The 19827-nt window shown below is 70.4% G+C and carries 19 protein-coding genes; 8 read left to right on the forward strand and 11 right to left on the reverse strand.

Features of this window, described 5'->3' with window-relative positions:
* The coding region (locus VFO68_RS02670) for a VCBS repeat-containing protein (protein ID WP_325156511.1) at positions 1-923 on the forward strand (923 nt) is incomplete at its 5' end.
* Positions 924-982: 59 nt separating this feature from the next.
* Here VFO68_RS02670 and VFO68_RS02675 read toward each other — a convergent pair.
* Positions 983-1957, reverse strand: coding sequence for a Gfo/Idh/MocA family oxidoreductase (locus VFO68_RS02675; RefSeq protein WP_325156512.1), 975 nt, complete (start codon positions 1955-1957; stop codon positions 983-985).
* The gene (locus VFO68_RS02680) at positions 1954-3051 is read right to left on the reverse strand and encodes a DegT/DnrJ/EryC1/StrS family aminotransferase (protein ID WP_325156513.1); all 1098 of its coding nucleotides are present in this window, start codon (positions 3049-3051) and stop codon (positions 1954-1956) included. Before VFO68_RS02680 ends, VFO68_RS02675 begins: the two co-directional genes overlap by 4 nt.
* A gap of 239 nt (positions 3052-3290) precedes the next feature.
* Between VFO68_RS02680 and VFO68_RS02685 the strand changes: the two genes are divergently transcribed.
* Together VFO68_RS02685 and VFO68_RS02690 are read left to right on the forward strand one after the other, a co-directional pair.
* Entirely contained in the window at positions 3291-4256 is a 966-nt protein-coding gene (locus VFO68_RS02685) for a lysylphosphatidylglycerol synthase domain-containing protein (protein WP_325156514.1), read from the forward strand.
* 48 nt (positions 4257-4304) lie between these two features.
* Entirely contained in the window at positions 4305-5957 is a 1653-nt protein-coding gene (locus VFO68_RS02690; RefSeq protein WP_325156515.1) for an N-acetylmuramoyl-L-alanine amidase, read from the forward strand.
* Here the strand turns inward: VFO68_RS02690 and VFO68_RS02695 are convergent.
* From VFO68_RS02695 to VFO68_RS02705, 3 genes are read right to left on the reverse strand one after another with little or no spacing between them, the layout of a single operon-like run.
* Complete coding sequence (locus tag VFO68_RS02695; protein ID WP_325156528.1) at positions 5944-6984, reverse strand: glycosyltransferase family 2 protein; 1041 nt, start codon at positions 6982-6984, stop codon at positions 5944-5946. The two genes, VFO68_RS02690 and VFO68_RS02695, sit on opposite strands and share 14 nt — an antisense overlap.
* Before the next feature lie 17 nt (positions 6985-7001).
* Positions 7002-7604, reverse strand: a complete 603-nt coding sequence (locus VFO68_RS02700; protein WP_325156516.1) for an HAD-IA family hydrolase — start codon at positions 7602-7604, stop codon at positions 7002-7004.
* Entirely contained in the window at positions 7583-8647 is a 1065-nt protein-coding gene (locus tag VFO68_RS02705; RefSeq protein ID WP_325156517.1) for a hypothetical protein, read from the reverse strand. Before VFO68_RS02705 ends, VFO68_RS02700 begins: the two co-directional genes overlap by 22 nt.
* A 354-nt stretch (positions 8648-9001) precedes the next feature.
* Here VFO68_RS02705 and VFO68_RS02710 point away from each other — a divergent pair, with 354 nt between their 5' ends.
* From VFO68_RS02710 to VFO68_RS02720, 3 genes are all read left to right on the forward strand, one after another.
* On the forward strand, positions 9002-11209 hold the full coding sequence (locus VFO68_RS02710; protein ID WP_325156518.1) for a hypothetical protein: 2208 nt from the start codon (positions 9002-9004) through the stop codon (positions 11207-11209).
* Positions 11210-11237: 28 nt separating this feature from the next.
* Positions 11238-13145, forward strand: a complete 1908-nt coding sequence (locus VFO68_RS02715; protein ID WP_325156519.1) for a glycosyltransferase — start codon at positions 11238-11240, stop codon at positions 13143-13145.
* A gap of 172 nt (positions 13146-13317) precedes the next feature.
* The gene (locus VFO68_RS02720; protein ID WP_325156520.1) at positions 13318-13599 is read left to right on the forward strand and encodes a hypothetical protein; all 282 of its coding nucleotides are present in this window, start codon (positions 13318-13320) and stop codon (positions 13597-13599) included.
* Here the strand turns inward: VFO68_RS02720 and VFO68_RS02725 are convergent.
* Positions 13596-14084, reverse strand: coding sequence for a histidine phosphatase family protein (locus tag VFO68_RS02725; RefSeq protein ID WP_325156529.1), 489 nt, complete (start codon positions 14082-14084; stop codon positions 13596-13598). The genes VFO68_RS02720 and VFO68_RS02725 overlap by 4 nt on opposite strands.
* Positions 14084-14893, reverse strand: coding sequence for a Cof-type HAD-IIB family hydrolase (locus tag VFO68_RS02730; protein WP_325156521.1), 810 nt, complete (start codon positions 14891-14893; stop codon positions 14084-14086). Before VFO68_RS02730 ends, VFO68_RS02725 begins: the two co-directional genes overlap by 1 nt.
* Before the next feature lie 63 nt (positions 14894-14956).
* Here VFO68_RS02730 and VFO68_RS02735 point away from each other — a divergent pair, with 63 nt between their 5' ends.
* On the forward strand, positions 14957-15838 hold the full coding sequence (locus VFO68_RS02735) for an LLM class flavin-dependent oxidoreductase (RefSeq protein WP_325156522.1): 882 nt from the start codon (positions 14957-14959) through the stop codon (positions 15836-15838).
* A 176-nt stretch (positions 15839-16014) separates the two neighbouring features.
* Positions 16015-17220, forward strand: a complete 1206-nt coding sequence (gene glf, locus VFO68_RS02740; RefSeq protein ID WP_325156523.1) for a UDP-galactopyranose mutase — start codon at positions 16015-16017, stop codon at positions 17218-17220.
* A 1-nt stretch (position 17221) separates the two neighbouring features.
* On the opposite strand, the gene VFO68_RS02745 is transcribed toward glf, so the two are convergent.
* The 4 genes from VFO68_RS02745 to VFO68_RS02760 form a co-directional block, all read right to left on the reverse strand.
* Positions 17222-17659, reverse strand: coding sequence for a hypothetical protein (locus VFO68_RS02745; RefSeq protein WP_325156524.1), 438 nt, complete (start codon positions 17657-17659; stop codon positions 17222-17224).
* Positions 17656-18339 (reverse strand): hypothetical protein, encoded by a 684-nt coding sequence (locus VFO68_RS02750; protein ID WP_325156525.1) that lies wholly within the window; start codon positions 18337-18339, stop codon positions 17656-17658. The genes VFO68_RS02745 and VFO68_RS02750 overlap by 4 nt, the downstream gene beginning before the upstream one ends.
* Positions 18336-18782 (reverse strand): hypothetical protein, encoded by a 447-nt coding sequence (locus VFO68_RS02755; RefSeq protein ID WP_325156526.1) that lies wholly within the window; start codon positions 18780-18782, stop codon positions 18336-18338. The genes VFO68_RS02750 and VFO68_RS02755 overlap by 4 nt, the downstream gene beginning before the upstream one ends.
* Positions 18779-19827 (reverse strand): hypothetical protein (locus VFO68_RS02760; protein ID WP_325156527.1); only part of this gene is annotated, 1049 nt, incomplete at its 5' end. The genes VFO68_RS02760 and VFO68_RS02755, both read right to left, overlap by 4 nt.

Raw genomic sequence — 19827 nt, forward strand, 5'->3', positions numbered from 1 at the left:
CGCCGCCGTCCGCCGCGCCAGGGGCCGCGCCGCAGTACGTGGGGCACCTCATGCCGGCCCACCGGGGTCAGCCGGGTATCGCGTCGGCCGGCAGCGGAGCCAGCACGGGTGACTTCACGGGTGACGGCCGGCAGGACATCCTGGCCCGGCACCGGGACACCGGACAGCTGCGGGTCTACCCGCACAGCGGCACCTACAACGGAACCCTCACCTACCGGCCGCCGACCACGATCAACTTCAACTGGAGCGACCAGCGCTGGATCGGCCGGGGCAAGGTGGCCGGCAACAGCACCGGCCAGGCCCGTGAGCTGTCCGACGTGATCTCGATCGACTACGCCGGCCGGATGGTCGTGCACCCGCACAGCGGCAGGTTCGCCGGCACGTCCACCCTCCGCGCGCCGTCGGTGGTGGTCGGCACCAACTGGTTCATCAACGACCTGGTGTTCGTCTACGACGTCAACGCCGACGGTTGGGACGACCTCCTGGCCCGGCGGGCCGGCACCGGCAACACCTACGTCTACCTGCACAGTGGCGTGTTCAACGGCACGGCCACGTTCCAGGCGCCGCAGTTGCTGGTGTCGGGCGGTGCGTCCGATGTGGACCAGAACATGGCCGATGTCACCCTCGACGGTGTTCCGGATCTGGTGTCCGTGAACGGGGGCGTCCTGCTGGTGTTCTCCTTCGCCGACAACCGGTTGTTCTCGCTCGGCTACGGCTGGGACACCATCGACTCGGTCACCCTGACCGACATCGACGGCGACGGGCGGACCGACATCCTCGGCCGGGTCCGGGCCAACGGCAACCTGCAGGTGTACACGCACAGCGGCCGCTGGAACCCGGACCAGATCGGTCTGGCGTACGACACCTACCGCACGCCGCTGGTGGTAGGCCTGCAATGGAACATCAACGATGTGATCACCTGACGGACCGCGCGAAAAGGGGCCCCCGCCGGACACGGCGGGGGCCCCTTGCGCGAACGCGATCAGGCCGGTGCGGCCGCCTGATCCAGAACCCGGGCGACCACCCGGTGCGCCGGCAGGATCGAGGCCAGCTCCTCGGCGGGGTCCGCCACGCCCTCGACCAGGTCCAGGAACCGGTCGAGCTGAGCGGCCAACGGCTCCCGGTTGGTCACCAGCTCCGGGATGTCGATCACCGTCTGCTGGCGGTAGCCGAGCCCGTCGGGCGTCGTGTCGTGCGACACGTGCCGGTAGATGGTCACGTCCCGGCGCAGCAGGTCGATCTCCACCAGCCGGTTCACCTCGGTGATCGACAGCGTGCGAACCTTGCGCTGCCCGACCCGGCTGGCGGACACGGTCGCCAGCCCGCCCTCGCCGAAGCCGAGCACGGTGTCCAGCACGTCCTCCGCCCCGGACACCGAGTCGGGGTGGAAGTAGCCGGTGCCCGAGGAGACCCGGACCGGCTCGTTCCCGCCGAAACAACGGATCGCCAGGTCGACGTCGTGCACCAGCAGATCCCAGCCGACCCCGGTCTTGATCCTGGGCGCGTACGGCGAGTGTCGGGTCGCGGTGACGTGCACCGGGGCGTCCAGCACGGACAGCGCCGTCACCACGGCCGGGTTGTACCGCTCGAGCAGTCCGCACATCAGCGGCACGTCCCGGCTCTTGGCCAGCGCCACCACTTCCTCGGCAGCGGTCAGGTCGTCGCACACCGGCTTCTCCACCAGCAGCGCGACATCCTGGTTGAGCACGTCGAGGGCCAGCTTGTGGTGGGTCGCGGTGGCCGAGGCGAGCACCACGGCGTCCACGCCGGCCAGCGAGTCGATCTCGGGGGTCCACCGCGTGTCGAACCGCTCGGCGACGGCCCGGCCCGCCTCCTCCCTCGGTTCGACGATCCGGACTAAGTCGACCCGCGGGGACTGGGACAGCACCCGGGCGTGCAGTGCGCCCATGGAGCCGGCGCCGACCAGCACGACGCGCTTCGCTGCGTTGTCGCTCATGCGCCCAACACCTGCCGAACCGAACCGATCACCGTGTCCAGCTCCGCGTCGGTGAGCTTGGGGTGCACCGGGAGCGAGAGGGCCTGGCCGGCCACCCGGGCGGCCACCGGCACGTCGGCCGGCACCACCCCGGGGTGGTCGCGATAGCAGTCGTAGTCGAAGACCAGCTTGGGGTAGTAGACCCCGGTGCCTACGCCCAGCTCGGTGAGCCGGGCCGCCAGCTCGTCCCGGCTCACCGCGGCGTCCTCGCCGACGAGAACCGTGAACTGGTGCCAGACGTGCGTCCGGTCGGCGGCCACCCCGGGCACCGTGAGTCCCGGCACACCGGTCAGGCCCTCGATGAGCACCCCGGCGTTGCGCTGCCGGCGCTCGTTGATCTCGGCGAGCCGCTCGAGCTGGGGGATTCCGACCGCGGCGTGCAGGTCCGTCATCCGGTAGTTGTGCCCGGCCATCTCGTACTGGTAACGCGCCCGCATGCCCTGGTTGCGCAGCACCCGCAGGCGGTCGGCCAGCACGTCGTCGTCCGTGGTGATCACGCCGCCCTCGGCGGTCGTGACGTTCTTCGTGGCGTAGAGCGAGAAACAGCCCAGGCCGTAGCTGCCGGCACCGCGGCCGGCCAGGCTCGCGCCGATGGCCTGCGCGGCGTCCTCGACGACGGCGAGCCCGTGCTCGGCGGCCAGCGGAGCGAGCTTGTCCATGTCCGCCATCTGACCGTAGAGGTGGACCGGCATGAGCACCTTGGACCGGGAGCCGATGGCCCCGGCCACCGCGTCCGGGTCGACGCAGAAGTCCTCGGCGCTGATGTCGGCGAACCGGGCGGTCGCGCCGGCTTCGAGGATGGCGTTGAGGGTGGCCACGAAGGTGAACGGGGAGGTGATCACCTCGTCCCCCGGCTGCAGGTCGAGCACCTGGAGCGAGGCGACCAGCGCCGTCGTGCCGCTGTTGACGGCGACGGCGTGGTTCGTGCCCGCGATCTTCGCGAAGCCGTCCTCGAGGCGCTTGACCATCGGGCCTTGTGCGATGACGCCGGACCGGAGCACCTCGGTAACGAGGGGCTCGGCGTCGCGAACGTCAACCACGGTGATGGGGATCATATGTGTCTTTCGGATCAAGGAGCATGGCACACGTCCGGTACAGTCACTGGTCGGTCCCGCCGGGCGCGGGCCAACACGTTACCTGGCGGTCGAACCGCTTCCGCCGAGGGTGTATGGCAGGCGCGGTTCGCCTGACCGAGCGTACGGGCAGGACGCGTGTGACCCTGGGTTCCAGCCGGCCCCTATGCTGCCCCACGAGATACCTCGCGGGGTGACCCCGACCGGAGACCGGAGACCGGATGACCGCCGAGACAGCAACGGCAGAGCAGGTCCAGCTCGAACCGGCCCCGCCGAGTCTTCGGTCCCGCGTCGTCACCTGGGCCCGCCGCCTGCTGCTGCTCGCCGTGGTCGCGGGGGCCGGCTACTACCTGGTCACCCGCTGGGACGAGGTGTGGGCGACGCTGCGCACGGTCCCGTGGCCCTCGGCCGTGTTGAGCCTCACGGCGGTGATCGCCGGCATCCTGTTCGGCACGTTGAGCTGGCAGACGATCGTCGACGATCTCGGCCCGCCGATCGGCCGGACCCGCGGCGCGCAGATCTTCCTGGTCAGCCAGCTCGGCAAGTACGTGCCCGGCGCCGTGTGGGCCTATGTGCTGCAGATGGAGCTCGGGAAGAAGGCCGGGGTCGGCCGGGCGCGGATGTTCGTCGGCTCGCTCGTGCAGCTGGGTGTGTCCATCGTCGCCTCGCTGGCGCTGGGCGTCCTGGCGCTGCCGGTGCTGCTCGACGAGGTGCAGGGCGCGGTGTGGTTGTACCTGGTGCTGCCGTTCGGTCTGGCCACCCTGCATCCGCGGGTGATGACCTGGGGCGTCAACCTGGTGCTCAGGGTGCTGCGCAAAGCCCCGCTGGATCATCCGCTGCACTGGTCTACGATCATCCGGACGTTGATCTTCTCGATGCTGTCCTACACGCTGTTCGGCACGCACCTGTGGCTGCTGGCCACCGCGGACGGCTCGCCGCAGGTCAACGTTCTGCTGTTGTGTGTCGGCGCGATCGCCATGGGCCTGACCGCCGGACTCTTCTTCTTCATCCTGCCGTCCGGCGCGGGCGTGCGGGATCTGCTCGTCGCTCTCGCGCTGGCCCCCGCGGTCGGTCCGGCGGCCGGCGCCGCGTTCGCGGTCGCCTCCCGCGCCATGTTCACCGTGGCGGACGTGACGACGGCGGGCGCTGCAGCGGTCGTGGCGAAGGTCCACGAGCGGAGGAAGTGACGATCAGCGAGGCCGCCTAGCTCCGGCGGGCGGCGACAGGGGGTTGCCATGCGGTGGTCGGTGTGGGTACGGGGCGGCCTGGTTGCCGCGTTGGTGGTGTCCGGCGCGGTGCTCACCGCTCCCGGCGCCACGGCGGCTCCGCCGGACGGGTCTCCTCCGGCGGCTCCGGGGGCGACCGTCCCGTTGCGGTCGGCGCCCGCCGACGCCGCGACCGGAGCCCGGACCGTGCACACCGCCGCCCCGTTCGCGATGGTCGGAGTGCGCTGGGCCGGTGTCGCGCCGGACCGCATCGAGGTGCGCAGCCGCACCGTCGCCGGCAAGTGGTCGGAATGGACCGCGCTGGAGCCGTCCGACGCGCAGCCGGAGCGCAACCGGGCCAGCACGACGACCGAGCCGTTGTGGACCGGGCCGAGCCAGGACGTTCAGGTCCGGGCATACCGGTCCGGCCAGCCGGTGACCGACGGGCTCGAACTGGTCACGGTGGACCCGGGCAGCCGGCCGGCCGACGCGCGCCTGTCCGGCGCCGGCCGTGCCGCCTCGGCACAGGCCGCCGGCCGGCCCGCGGTGGTCAGCCGGGCGCAGTGGGGCGCGGACGAGCGGCTGATGACCTGGGCGCCGGAGTACGCCTCGGCCACCAAGGCCGTCACGATCCACCACACGGCGGGTACGAACACCTACTCCTGCGCCGACTCCGCCGCGATCGTCCGGGGCATCTACCAGTACCACGCGGTCACCAACGGCTGGGGTGACATCGGCTACAACGTGCTGGTCGACTCCTGCGGCACGATCTTCGAAGGCCGGACCGGGGGGCTGGACGTGCCCACCATCGGCGCCCACGCCGGCGGGTTCAACCAGCACACGTTCGGCATCGCGCTGATGGGTGACTTCAGCAACGGCACGCCCACCGACCCGGCCCTCGAGTCGGTGTCCGCCATGGCCGCCTGGAAACTCGCCACCAGCTACCGCGACGTGCGCGGGTCGACCGTCCTGGTGTCCACCGGCGGCGGAACCTCCCGGTATCCGGCCGGCACGGCGGTCACCGTGCCGAACCTCTTCGCCCACCGTGACGTCGGCAACACCGCCTGCCCCGGGGACAGCGTCTACAACCGGCTGGAGCAGATCCGCAGCCGGGTGCAGACCCTGGCCGGGGACTGGCGCTCGTCGCCGGTCTACCAGAAGTGGGTGGCGCTGGGTGGCGAGAGCGGCCCGCTGGGCGGTGTGTACCAGCAGGAGCAGGACCTGCCGGGCGGCGGCCGGGGCGCCTACTTCGCCGGTTCCGACGGGGTGACGATCACCAGCAGCGCCGCCGCCGGGACGCACTTCCTGCGTGGCCCGATCCAGCGCGCCTGGGTGGCGATGGGCGGCGCGGGATGGAGCTACCCGACCACCGACGAGCTCGCCGTGCCGGGCAAGCCGGGCCTCTACAACGACTTCCTCAACGGCAGCTCCATCTACTGGTCCGCCGCCGGCGGCGCGCACGCGGTGGGCGGCGCGATCAAGACCTGGTGGGTGCAGGGCGGTGGCGCCGCCGGCCGGTACGGCCTGCCCTACAGCGACGAGTTCGCGTTCGACGGCGGCACCCGCCGGCAGGACTTCACCACCGTGACCGTGATCTACAACCCGGCCACCGGCCAGTTCCGGACGGTGCCGCACCGCACGCCGATCGGCGGCGGCTGGCGCACCGGCGTCAGCGCTCGCTGACGCCGGCCGGCTGCTCGGCGGACACCGCCGGGCGCGCACCCGGCCGGCCCACGTCCTGCACCGCCCGCAGCACGTAGACCGGGCGGTGCCGGGCGTCGTCGCCGGCCCGCCACAGGTACTCGCCGAACCCGCCGAGCACGGTCAGCTGCACGCCGGCCAGGAGCACCACCGTGCCGAGCACGAGCCCCCAGCCGGTCAGCGGTCCGCCCGCCAGCGCGACGATGAGCAGGGTGAGGATGGCCGCGAAGCCCAACGCGCCGAGCAGCAGGCCGATCACCGCGGTGATCTGGAACGGGGCGGCGGAGAACTCGACGAACGAGTCCACCAGCAGCTTGACCTTCTTGCGGGTGGTCCACTTGCTCTGGCCGGCCGGCCGGGGCAGCTGCTCGAAGGAGATCGAGGTCTGCGTGAAGCCGACCCAGGCGAAGATCCCGAGGACGTTGCGGTTGGCCTCGGGCATCTTGTTGACCACGTCGATGACGGCCCGCGACACCAGGATCTGCGACGGCCCGTCCTTCGGGTAGTTCGGGATCGTGGACATCCGGTGGAACGCCTTGGAGAACAGCCGGGACAGCAGGTTGGACATTCCCTTGGGCACCGCCCGGGTCTTGCGCAGGCCCCAGACCACGTCGTTGCCGGCGCGCCAGGCGTCCAGGAACCGGGTGATCGCTTCGAGCGGCTCCTGCAGGTCCGTGCTCAGGGTCAGCGCGCAGTCACCCCGGCTCATCGCGAGCCCGGCGGTGATCGCGGCGTGGGAGCCGAAGTTGCGGGACAGCGAGATGACCCGCGCGACATCGTCGGTGCCTAAGGCCTCGAGCACGAGCCGCGCGGTGTCATCGGTCGAACCGTCGTCCACGACGATCAGCTCGAAGTCCAGCTCCGGGTGCGCGGCGCGGATCTCCCGGTAGAAGGCGACCAGGCCGGCGGCGTTGTCGGCCTCGTTGAGCGCCGGAGCGATCAGGGTGACCAGCGACCGCGTTCGTGCCTCGTCCGGGACCGCCCCGTTGCCGTTCTGCTGTGGCTCCATCACGGATCCTCCTTGGCTCACGCTCGCTGGATCTCGGTGGGCACGCTATCCGGGGTGCCGCCGAGGTCCGCCGTGAGGTCGTCGACATAGCGGTCGGCCCCGTCCGGGGCGTACTCCAGCAGCGGGTTGCGCACGACGACGCTGAACGTGCCGGCCGCGCGCGCGGCCAGCACGTCGTGGTAGGTGTCCCCGACCAGAACGGCCTGCTCGGGGCGGACGCCGAAGTGGTCGAGAACCAGTCGCACGCCCTCGGGGTCGGGCTTGAGCGCCCGAACGTCCTCCCGGCCGACGACGAACACCCGCCCGGCGGACTCGCCGAGCGCGGCCAGCACGGCGTGCCGGGAGTTGCGGGTCACGATGGCCAGGTTTCCCGGCCCGCGCAGGCGGTCCAGGGCGCCCGGGGTGAACGAACCCGACCGCACCGCGGCCCGCTCGTAGCGGGACACCACGGCAAGCTGCTCCTCGGCGCCGTCGTCCATCCACTGCCGCAGCAGCTCACCGAGCTTCTGCTCCGGGGACAGGCCCAGCTCGGCGCGCAGGCCGGCCCAGTCGACCGGCAGCTGGAACAGCGTTCCGTCGAAGTCGAAGATGAGCACGCTCATCGTTTGCTCGACGACCACTGACCCTCCTCGACCAACCGGTAGCCCATGTCGATCATGCGAACCCAGTACAGGTTCTCGGGCAGCGGGTCGTAGGTCGGCGGCGTGCTGTCCAGCTCGTTGCCGAGGCCGAGCTGCAGGTACATGTCCGGCATGTTCAGCCCGGCATGGGCGAAGAAGTTGCTGGTGGTGAAGAACCGGCCGGCGTTGATCTCGGTGACCAGCGGGTCGCCGTGCGCGTTCTCCTTCATGTCGACGCAGAACACGCCGTGCGGAACGTCGGCCACCGCGCGCACCGCCGCCTCGCCCGCCTTGTTGACGTCGTCGCGGTTGACGGTCTTGGCCACCGACGGCGACGAGCTCTGCCCGCTCGGGGTGAGGTTGCCGAAGATGTACTCGATGCGCTCCCGGGCCTGCGAGGTGACCAGGGTTCCCTGGTGCCAGAGGCTCTGCCAGGCGAACTCGTGTCCGGGCAGGAACTCGCTGGCCATGAAGTCGCCGTAGTCGAGGCCGCGGAACGAACGCCAGTAGTCGACCCAGGCGTCGCCCTGGTAGAAGGAGTTGATCGGCAGGCTGGCCCGGGAGCCGGCGCCGCGGATGGCCCGCAGCCAGACCCGGGGGCTGACCGTGAGCAGGTCGTCGAGAGCCGAGCGCAGCTGGTCCGGGCTGGTGATGTGCACCGCCTCGGGCACCGGCACGCCGGCCGCCTTCAGTGTCGCGTTGAACACCATCTTGTCGTGGCACAGCTCGACCGCGGCCTGCGACGGCAGGAACGTCGGCGCGCGCAACTGGTCGTGGTGGGCGGCGAGGAAGGCGACCTCGACGTCGGGCTGCGGGTGCACGAAGTCGATCGACTCGGCCTCGATGATCTCGTTGAGGGTGTCCAGGTAGCCCGGATCGCTCACCCGCGGCACCAGGTACTTCGCCTCGGCGTCGATCAGCTCGAGGTGGTAGGGCTGGACGTCGGTGGCGACGATCTCGTAGTCCCGGCCGGCCCGGGAAATGGCGTCCCGGAAGTTGTACGCGGCCGAACCACCGGCACCCGTAATCAGAATTCGTGCCACGCCACTACCTCGCCTGTCGTAAGAAGAAAAATACCGTCGCCCGGCGGCGGAATCCGCCGCATCGCGTGACCGGACTCACACCGGCGGCCGCCATCGCCGTTCGGCCGGGGACCGCCCCTGGCCCGCCCAGGAGCGGACCGAGCGCGACTGTACCGGACGCCGGGTTCGGCGGACCGGTTCACCGTGGTTTGGCTCCGCGTCTCTATGCTGCCGGGAGTCCACTCGGTGGTGCTGTCGGTCGGCACTGTCACAGGAGAGCCTGGAAAACGCATGACGGTGAGCAATGAAATGTCGTCTCCGGCGATGGAGACGGCTGGTACGACGGCCTCCGGAAGGCGCCCCTTACCTGAGTGGTTGGTGGTGGTGGGCCTCGGCGTACTCGCCGCACTCGTCTTCACGATCCCGTACCTGCTGCACTGGACGTTCTATTACGTCGGGGACAACCCCGAGTCGTTCGTGCCCAGGTGGCACTACTACGGCGAGGTGATCCGCGGCGGCCACTGGCCGACCATGGATCCGGGCGGTTGGTATGGCGGAAACCACGCCGCGGAGGCCGCCGTCTCGCTCTGGAACCCGGTCTGGGCCGTGTTCTTCCTGGTGACCTCGCTGTTCAACGACCTCGCCGCGGCCGCGGCCCTGGTGAGCATCGCGCATCTCGCGCTGCTCGCGATGGGCGCCTACCTGCTGTGCCGGGAGTACGGCGCGGCGCGGCTGCCGGCGGTCCTGCTCGGCTTCGCGGTTCCGGCGACCGGCTTCACGCTGTACTACGAGGCGGCCGGCTGGCCGTCCGGCCTGAGCTCCTTCGTGTGGGTGACCTGGTTCTGGTGGGCGGCCCGCCGGCACTCCCGCGGGCTGTCCGGGCCGTGGCTGCCGTTCCTGTTCGGTGTGCTGGCGGTGACGACCGGCAACCCGTACGCCACGCTGGGCGTGCTCATCGTGTTGGCCGGAATCACGGTGGAACTGCTGGTGGCGCGCGCCTACCGGCGGCTGGCGCACCTGGTCGTGATGGGCGCCTGCGTCGGCGCCTCCGCGCTGCTGGTCTACGTGCCGCTGCTCACCGCCATGGCGGTGAGCTCGCGCCAGGAGCTGGCCGCGATCGTCAACGACACCTTCATGGTGCCCGACCTCGGCGACCTGGCGGCCTCCAGCGGACCCAGCTACCTGCCCTCGATCTACAACTGGAACGGCGCCGTGCTGGAGAGCCTGCCGTCCACCTACTTCGTCTGGTTCGCCATCCCGTTGATCCCCTGGCTGCGCTGGCGCAGCCTGCGCAGCCAGGCCCGCGGGCTGATCAGCCTCGGCGCGATCACGTTCGTCTACTTCGTGCTGGTGCTCGGACCGTCCAACGTCTGGCTGTTCCGGTGGCCGATCCGGCTGATCGAGTACTTCTACCTCGGGCTCGCCGCGCTGGTCGCCGTGCTGCTGTCCGCCGGCCTCGCCCGGGACCACTTCCGCGAGCGGATGCTGGGCACGGTCGGGCTGGTGGGGGTGGGGGCCTACCTGTCCTTCGCGGTTCGGCCCGAGTACTACACGATCCACCTGCTGGCCACGTTCCTGGTGCTGGCGCTGGTGGTCGGCGCGATCCTGCTCTACCGGCGCGGCCGGTGGCTGGCCTTCGGGGCGGTGCTCCTGGTCGGCACGATCGCGGTGCTGACCTATCAGACCGCCCGCATCCCGGTGCGGGTGGAGGGCAACCCGGGCGTGGAGCCGCCGCGCTCGATCGAGCGGATCCAGAGCGGCACGGAGCTCTATCGCGGCGCCTACCTGGAGCTGGTCTACCAGACGCCGGTCCGCACCCAGGACCAGGCGGACGGCCAGATCCTGTTCGGCAGCCTGACCTACGTCAGCGGGCACGAGTCGCTCAACCGGTACGGCGGTGTGGGCTTCGCCAAGTTCGCCGAGGCGCTCTGCATGGACTACAAGGGCGTGACCTGTGCGGACGCCTACAACCGGTTGTGGCGACCGGTGGCCGGGACCAGCGACCTGCCGCTGGTCGACGCGCTGCGGGTGGAGACCCTGGTCCTGCAGAACAAGCTGCTGCCGAACGTGGTCAACCAGACGCCGCCGGCCGGCTGGCGGGTGGCGCTGCGCGACGACCTGCGCGCGGTCTGGGTGCGCGAGGCCCCGCTGCCGCATCCGGGCCGGGTCTCCTACGCCTCGTCGGGCACCGAGGTGCGCTCCTCGGAGTCCAGCGACCGGCACGAGCGCGTCGCGTTCCGGGCGCCGGCCGGAGGCGGCGAGCTGATCTTCGCCCGGCTGGCCTGGCCCGGCTACACCGCTACCGTCGACGGCAAACCGGTCCAGCTGCGCAACGGCGCCGCCGGGCTGGTCACGATCACCGTGCCGCCGGGCGAACACGTTCTCGAGCTGAGCTTCGTCACGCCCGGCCTGCGGCTCGGCGCCGTGGCCCTGGGCATCGCCACGATCATCGTGATCGGCCAGTCCATTCTGTGGTGGCGGGGCAACCGGCGCCGCCGCGAATCCGTTTCATCGGTGGAGCCGATGCCGCGGACCGGTGAGCTGGACCCCAATGCCGAGGACCTGGCTACCGCCAACTCATGAGTTACAGTCGATTCATCAGGGGAAATTCGTGATACAGGAGACTCAGTACACGGAGGCGCAGTTACGCATGGCCACCGAGCACTACCACGACGCGCCCGCGGCCGAAGGTGCTCAGGTTCCGCGAGCGGACATCTGGCGGGTCGTGCAGCGCGTGATGTTCGCGTCGCCGAGCCCGAAGGCGCCCGACCAGCTGTACCGAAAGGGCCTGTGGGGGGCGGTCCGCTGCGAGCGGCACCGGGCGGTCATCGAACCGGACGCCCGGCTCAGCACCAACACCTACTTCGGCCGGCTGCCGGCCGGCTACCTGCAGCGCTGGACCGGGGTCCGTGACCTCGAGGCCGTGTTCCGGGTCCGGGGCGCCGGCCGCCTGGAGATCCACGCCTCGGACGCCGAGGGCCAGCCGCGCATCCTGTCCACCCTGGAGGTGCGGGCCGAGACCGAGCAGGAGGTGCGCCTCCCGGCGGTGCTCGACCGGTTCATGGACGGCGGCCTGATCTGGGTCGAGGCGGTCACCGCGGGCGAGGAGCTGACCATCGAGGACTGCCGGTGGGTGGCGGCGGCTCCGCCGCGGACCCGGCCCACCTCGGTGGTGATCTGCACGTACAACCGGGCCGACGACTGCCTGGCCACGATGCGGGCGCTCGGCGAGGACTCCGAGGTGCTCCGCCTGGTCGACCACGTCTACGTGGTCGACCAGGGCACCGACACGGTGCGCAGCCGGGAGGACTTCGACAAGGTCGCGGCGCTCTACGAGGGCAAGCTGCACTACCTGCAGCAGCCCAACCTCGGCGGCGCGGGCGGCTTCAGCCGGGGCATGTACGAGGTGACCGGCCAGGAGACCGGCAAGCAGGCCAACATCCTGCTGATGGACGACGACGTCCTGCTCGAGCCCGAGACGGTGCTGCGGATGACCGCGTTCGCCAACCAGGCGAGCGAGCCGACCATCGTCGGCGGGCAGATGCTGTACCTGTACCACCCGAACCGGTTGCACGTCAGCGCCGAGACCGCGGATCTGCCCCGGTTGCGGCCCGGGGTGCCGACCGACGGGGCCCAGAACAACATCGACCTGACCAAGAAGCTGCCGCACAAGCGGGTCAACGCCGGCTACAACGCCTGGTGGTCCTGTCTGATCCCGGCCGAGGTGGTGGACCGGATCGGTCTGCCGCTGCCGATGTTCTTCCAGTGGGACGACATCGAGTACGGCATCCGGGCCGGCGGTCACGGCTTCGCCACGGTCACCCTGCCCGGGGCGGCGGTCTGGCACGCGGACTTCACCTGGAAGGACTGGGACGACTGGGCGCGCTACTTCAGCCTGCGCAACTCCCTGATCACCTCGGCCCTGCACAGTGACTTCGACGGCAAGCAGGCCAGCGTGGTGCTGGCCAAGCAGCTCACCAACTACCTGGTGTCGATGCAGTACGGGATGGCGGCCACGCTGCTCAAGGCGCTGGAGGACTTCCTGTCCGGGCCCGACGTGCTCGCCGACGGCGGCGTCTCGGCGGCCGCCGAGATCCGCGCGCTGCGCAACGACTACCCGGACACCCACCGGCGCACGCCGGAGGACATCGGGGTCGACCGGGCGCGGACGATGCCGATCGTGCGGGACGCGGGCACCCCGTCGCTGATGATGGCCACCCTGGCCAAGCGGCTGGTCTACCTGATCCTCGGGCGCAACCTGGGCGAGGTCGCGGTCTCGGCGAAGGACGCCAACTGGTGGCACGTGTCGCGGTTCAACACCGTGGTGGTGACCGACTCCGCGCAGGACGCGTTCCGGGTCCGCCAGTTCGACAAGGCGGTGCTGATCCGGCTGGCCCGGGAGGGCGCCCAGCTGTTCAAGCGGCTGACCAAGGAGGGCGCCACGGTCCGCGAGGAGTGGCGGGCCGCCATGCCGCGGCTGACCACCCGGGAGAACTGGGAGCGTTTGTACCACTCCTGAGCGTCACGAATGGCGGAGCCGGCCCGTACCCTCCGGGCCGGCTCCGCCGTTTTGCCGCCCTGGTGTGGGGGTTGCGACCACTCCCGGGCTAAGGGACCCTTCGTAGGTGAGTGAGCTCAATGGTGACCAGCCCGTCTCTGTAGCCCTCGAACTCGATGAAGCCGGTGTCTCGGTGGATCTTCCCCGCCCGCCGCACGAGGGTGACCAGGTCTACGGCGTGCCCTACCGGCCGGTGGAGTTCCGCGACGACGACCTGCCGACCGCTCTCGAACGCTCGGCCGCGTGGCTTCGGCAAACCCAGGAATGGCTCGGCGAACCGGTTGACGTGATCGCCATCCACCTCGACTACGACGACAGCGAGGGCTCGCCCTACTACGACGTGAAGCTGCTCTGCAACGAGGAGGACCTCGCCGGCGCCCCGATCGCCCTGCGCGCCGCGAACCGCCAGGACTAGCCAGCCCTGGCAGTGGTGACGGCGTCCAGCGACGCCGGGTGCGAGTCCGCGTCGATCCAGGAACCGGGCCAGGAGAGCACGGCCACCGCCGAGGTCTTCAGCTCGACCGGTTCGCCACACAGGTGCTCGACCAGTTCGGTCAGCCCCGGGTTGTGCCCGACCAGGATCACCCGGTGCAGCTCGTCCGGAAGCTCGGCCAGCACGGTCAGCAGCTGGGTCGGGCTCGCGGCGTAGATCCGCTGGTCCTCGCGCACCGGCGGGGCCGGGTCCAGCCGGGCCCCGGCCAGCCGCCAGGTCTGCCTGGCCCGCTCGGCGGGTGAGCAGAGCACGAGGTCGACGGCACCGACCTGGTCGGCGAGCCAGGCGCCGATCACCGGCGCGTCCCGCCGGCCCCGCTCGGCCAGCGGTCGCTGCCAGTCGGGCAATGCCGCCGACCAGTCCGACTTCGCGTGCCGCACGACGACCAGGGTGCGCCGGCCGGCCATCAGAACCACCGCTCCAGCACCTGGGCGACGCCGTCCTCCGAGTTGGGCGCGGCCACCTCGTCGGCGGCCGCGAGCGCCTCGGGGTGCGCGTTGGCCATGGCCACCCCGTGCCCCACCCAGCGCAGCATCTCGATGTCGTTGGGCATGTCGCCGAACGCGATCACGTCCCGCGCCGGCAGGTCGAACCGGTCGCACACGTCGGCCAGCCCGGATGCCTTGGTGACCCCCCGCGCGGAGAACTCGATCAGCCCCAGGTCGGTGGAGAACGTCACGTCGACGGCGTGGTCGAGCACCTCCCGGGCGACCGCGACCAACTCGGCGCTGCTCATCCCGTCGTGCCGGACCAGCAGCTTGGTGGCCGGATGACCGAGCACCTCGGCCCGCGGCGCGGCGGTCACGCCGTGCTCGTCCCCCCACGGGTTGCGGTAGCCGTGCTCGGTGACGAACTCCGGAACGGTCATCGCCGTGGTGCTGGCCCGCTCGGCGGCCACCCGGATGCCCGGCAGCGCCCGTTCCAGAGCGTGGGTCACGTCGTGCAGCACCATCGGATCGAGTCCGTGCGTGGTGAGCACCCGCTCGGAGCCGATGTCGTAGAGCACGGCTCCGTTGGAGCAGACCGCGTAGCCGTCCAGACCGGTCTCGTCCGCGACCGGTGCGATCCAGCGCGGTGGGCGGCCGGTGACCAGAACGAACGGGGTGTCCGACGCGATCACCCTGGCGATCACCCGGGCGGTGCGGCCGGTGACGCGGGCCATCGGGTCCAGCAGCGTCCCGTCCACGTCCGAAGCGATCAGCCTGGGTCTTTGCACCCGGCCATTCTCCCAGGCCGGACTGCGCGACCGCTGAGCAGCGCCCGGGCGCTACCGTGCGGCATGCGTGTTGGCATCGTGATCCTGCCCGAGTACCGCTGGCCGGCAGCCGCGCGGCTGTGGCGTGCCGCCGAGGCCTACGGGTTCGACCATGCCTGGACCTACGACCACATCGGTTGGCGGACGCTGGTCGACGGACCCTGGTTCGACGCGGTGGCCACGCTGACCGCCGCCGCGACGGTCACCGAGCGGATCCGGCTGGGCACGCTGGTGGCCTCGCCCAACCTCCGGCACCCGGTGGTCTTCGCCCGCGCCCTGCTGGCGCTGGACGACATCTCCGGTGGCCGGTTCACGCTGGGCATCGGCGCCGGCGCGGCCGGTGGCTACGACAACGAGGTGGTCGAGGCCACGGAACTGACCCCGCGGCAGCGGGTGGACCGGTTCGCCGAGTTCGTCGAGTTGACCGACGCGCTGCTCACCTCCGACCGGGTCGACTTCGCCGGCCGGTACTACACGGCGGTGCAGGCCCGCTCGGTGCCGGGCTGCGTGCAGCGCCCCCGGCTGCCGTTCGTGGTGGCGGCGAACGGTCCGCGCGGCATGGCCGTCGCCGCCCGGCACGGCCAGGGCTGGGTGACCACCGGGCCGCGCGGCGAGGACTACGCGGGATGGTGGCGCGGCGTGGCGCAGCGGGTCGAGCAGTTCGAGGAGGTGCTCGCCGCGCGGGGCCGCGAGCCGGCGGAGGTGGCCCGGCACATCAGCGTGGACGCCGCGCCGGTGTACTCGCTGTCCAGCCTGGCGGCCTTCCAGGACGCGCTCGGCCGGGCCGGTGAGCTCGGCTTCACCGACATGGCCGTGCACTGGCCCCGGCCGGACGGGCCGTACACCGGGTCCGAGGCGGTGCTCGAACAGGTGGCCGCCGAGGTCCTCCCGAATCGCGGGATGTGATTTTCGTCGGGCAACGGCGGGCGGCTTCGCAGCGTCTAGTACATGGAGGCGGGAACGCCGGAGGGGTACGGGGGACCGGGGGATCGAGGCCTCCGTGCCGACCGGATCGGGAGGATCGGGTCGGGCACGGAGGCCTCTATTCAACCGACCGAAACTGTCACAAGTAGGCTGCGCCCGTGAGCTTGGATGAGAACTACGCCGGTTTCGACCTCGTCGTCGTCGGATCGGGATTCTTCGGCCTGACGATTGCCGAACGCGCTGCCACGCAGCTGAACAAGCGGGTACTGGTGCTGGAACGGCGCCGGCACATCGGCGGCAACGCCTACTCGGAAGCGGATCCGGAAACCGGCATCGAGGTGCACCTTTATGGCGCGCACCTGTTCCACACGTCCAACCAGCGGGTGTGGGACTACGTGAACCAGTTCACCGAGTTCACCGGCTACCAGCACCGGGTGTTCACCAACTACCAGGGGCAGGTCTACACCTTCCCGATGAACCTGGCGCTGATCAACCAGTTCTTCGGCCGGTCGTTCACCCCGGACGAGGCGCGCGCCCTGGTCGCCGAGCAGGCCTCGGAGATCGACACCGCGGACGCGCAGAACCTCGAGGAGAAGGCGATCTCGCTGATCGGGCGCCCGCTCTACGAAGCGTTCGTGCGTGGTTACACGGCGAAGCAGTGGCAGACCGACCCGAAGGAGCTGGCCGCGTCGATCATCACGCGGCTGCCGGTCCGGTACAACTTCGACAACCGGTACTTCAACGACCGGTTCGAGGGCCTGCCGAAGGACGGGTACACCGCCTGGCTGACCCGGATGGCCGAGCACCCCAACATCGAGGTCCGCTGTGACGTCGACTACTTCGACGTCCGCGAGCACATCCCGGCCGGCACGCCGACCGTGTACACCGGCCCCCTGGACCGCTACTTCGACTACTCCGAGGGCCGCCTCGGCTGGCGCACCCTGGACTTCGAGCCCGAGGTACTGCACGACTGCGCCGACTTCCAGGGCACCTCGGTGATGAACTACGCCGACGAGGACGTGCCCTACACCCGCATCCACGAGTTCCGTCACTTCCACCCGGAGCGCGACAGCTACCCGTCGGACAAGACGGTGATCGTGCGCGAGTACTCCCGCTTCGCCAAGGAAGACGACGAGCCGTACTACCCGATCAACACCCCCGAAGACCGCACCAAGCTGGAGCGCTACCGCGACCTCGCCAAGTCCGAGGCCCGCACCAAGAACGTCATCTTCGGCGGCCGCCTCGGCACCTACAAATACCTCGACATGCACATGGCCATCGGCTCCGCCCTGTCCGTGTTCGACAACAAGATCGCCCCCCACTTCGCCGAGGGCACCCCCCTCGACGGCTCCCTGGACGGCTGATCTACTGGGCGGCCGCCTTCCACTGGTCGAACGTCAAGTCGGTGTGCCGCTCGCGGTACCCGCTGATCTCGTGGATGGCGGCCGTCCTCGCCCAGGTCCCCTGGTCGATCTGCACGAACCCGTCCCGCACCAGCGCGGCCTGCTCCGCCCCCACGTAGTACAGCCCGACCGACCCGTCCGGATCGATGGCGATCACCTGACACGGATGGCCCTGGTAGTTCGCCAGCGATGTGACCTCCACGATCCGCTCGCACCGGTCGGTCGGCACAGTCGCGGTCCAGACGCCGGATCCGGCGTCCCAGCCGAACAGGTTGGGGTCCGGATTCTCCGCCGCCCGGACGACCAACTGCACCATGCCGCCCTCGGGGTATGAGTTGACCGGGTACTCCAACCCGTCCACGGTGGCGAAGATCCCGGTTCGTGGCCGCTCCGTGGTCATCGCAGCTCCCTCCAGCCGTAGCCGCTGCCTCCGAACTGGGCCACCGGCCGGCTGCTCCCGTCGGTGCGGAACTCGGTGATCACGGCACCGCCCGGCAGCGGCGCGTACCGCCGCCACCGCACCGGAATCCCGGTATCCGGATCGGCGGTGAGCCCGGTGCCGGTGAACGGCCAGGGGTCCAGCTGCATCCGGATCGTGTTGGGATCGACCCCGGCCGCTGCCGCCGCCTCGATCATGTGTCTGGCGGCCACCCGCACCTCGGTCATGTTCGGTGGGAAACCGGTCTGCGGGTAGGGCGAAGCCGGGGCGCCCAGCGGGATCACCAGCTGTGCCGGCTCGCTCGCCGCGAACTCCAGCACGTGCAACGCCGGCAGGTCCGGCACGAACGGGCTGCCCGGGTAGTCGAGCCGGAATGCGCGGAGCAGCTCTCTCGGCGTGCGCAGCTCGGCCACATCCTGCTGCCGACCGACGATCCCACCGGTCACGCGATAGTCGAACGGCGGCCGCTCACCCCATCGCCCAGCGGAGACCTCAGAGCGCAGGTACCGCTCGAGACTGCCCGGCCGTAGGGGCTTGACCAGCACCGTGTCCGACTCGACCGTGACGACCGTGTGCACCCGCGCGGTCAGCTCGCGCTCGCGCTGGGTCAGAGCACCCGAGCCGGGAATCCGTTCGGTCACACCTTCACCTCACCGAACGTCTTCCCCCGCCAGTGATTGAACAGCAGGTCGCGGTGAATCTCGTGATAGTCGTACAGCTCCTCGGTCGGCACGGTCTTGCGGTATTCGTGCCTGTCGAACTCCTCGAAGCCAAGGCGCTCGGGCTCGATGCTGTCGTGACCCACGTAGTACAGCCCCGCCTGCCCGTCCTCGCCGATCGCGATCACCTGGCACGGGGCACCCTGGTATCGGGCGAACGTACTGACCTCCACCAACCGGTCGCACTCGTCGATCGGGACTACGGCCTCCCACACATCCCACTTCTCGTCGTAACTGAACCGCGGGTCATTCGGCTGCACGCTCCCCGTGCGGGACAACCGGACGGTTCCATCCGACCGGACCGCGTCGGCCCCGAAGCTGACTCCGCCCAGAACCGCGAAGATATCGTTGCGCGGATAGGTCATCGAGTCCTCATATCCGTCCAGCCGCGGGTCTTGTCGACGTACTCAGCCACCAGCACCTTCGTGCCGTCCGGACTGTACTCATAGATGCGGGAGCCGCTCGGAATCTGGTGGTAGGGCGTCGTTCTTTCGGGCACGCCGATCTCACCGTCGACGGTGACGCCGATTCCGGAGTACGGCCACCGGTTCACCACACGCTGGTAGCCGTCCGCCGGATAGCCCTCGTTCCTGGCCACGGCGATCATGTCGTCGGCGGCTTGCTGTACCGCGCCCCAGTTCTCGTGCATCCCGCTGCCTCCCGCATAGGGTGCCCCGAATGGCGCCTGATAACTGGCGTCGCCCGCCGGGAACTCCATGACGTGGATCGGCTGCCTGGTGTCGCGATACGGCGTGCCTTCGTAGTCGAGCCGGTTGCCCTGAATGATCTCGGCCGGGGTATGCAGATGCGTCGCATCCTGCTGCCGCGCAACGTATCCACCGACCTTGTTGGCATCGAACGGAGGGTCTTTGCTCACCGTGCCGGCCAGGTAGGCGTCGAATGTCTTCTGTGGAATCACCTTCTGCATCATGGTGTCCGGGGTGATCTCGATGAGCTTCTGCGCGCGAACCACCAACTCGCGCTCGCGCTGGGTGAGCTGGCCAGAGCCGGCCACCTCGCCGCGCCGGGGTTGGGCAGCCATCTTGCGATACGCCGTGTCCAGCTCACGTAGCTCGCCCGGCGTGAAGTGGTTCTTCAGGTCTTCCCGCCACGACACTGGTCGGCCCGGCCCACCATCAGGTGCGGGTGGACGGCGCGGCGGCCGACCGCCAGGGCCGCCCGGCGGGATGGCCGGGCCGCCGCCACCGGCGGGGCTGGGTGGAGCCGCAGGGGTGGTGGCGCCGGTGGTGCTGGACGGGGTGGTTGCGCCGGTCGGGGAGGGGGTTGGTGGGTGGGGGGTGGTGTCGAGGGCGCCGAGGGCGGCGGCGTTGGTGGTGTCGGTGTTGCGGTAGTCCTGGGCGGTGGTGCGGGTGCTGGCCTGGGCTTGTTCGACCGCACGGCTGGCGCGGG

The organism is Actinophytocola sp. (assembly GCF_035712165.1).
In the GTDB taxonomy this organism is placed as follows: Bacteria; Actinomycetota; Actinomycetes; order Mycobacteriales; family Pseudonocardiaceae; genus DASYTH01.